The organism is Bacteroides caecigallinarum, from assembly GCF_021530995.1.
In the GTDB taxonomy this organism is placed as follows: domain Bacteria; phylum Bacteroidota; class Bacteroidia; order Bacteroidales; family Bacteroidaceae; genus Phocaeicola; species Phocaeicola faecigallinarum.
Map to the genome: position 1 here is coordinate 1 of NZ_JADYTF010000336.1, position 265 is coordinate 265.

Annotated in this window: 1 rRNA gene; it reads left to right on the forward strand. The window is 51.7% G+C overall.

What is annotated here, in order from left to right:
- Positions 1-265, forward strand: a 23S ribosomal RNA gene (locus I6E24_RS16915); the annotation flags it as partial.

Below are 265 nucleotides of genomic sequence, written 5' to 3' on the forward strand. Positions count from 1 at the left end.
TTCGAACAGAAGAGTGAAATAGTACCTGAAACCGTGCGCCTACAAGCGGTTGGAGCTCCTTTCAGGAGTGACAGCGTGCCTTTTGCATAATGAACCTACGAGTTACTGTCGTTGGCAAGGTTAAGGGACATGAGTCCTGGATCCGAAGCGAAAGCGAGTCTGAAGAGGGCGTCAAGTCAGCGGTAGTAGACGCGAAACCAAGTGATCTACCCTTGGCCAGGATGAAGTCTGGGTAACACCAGATGGAGGTCCGCACCAATAAGCG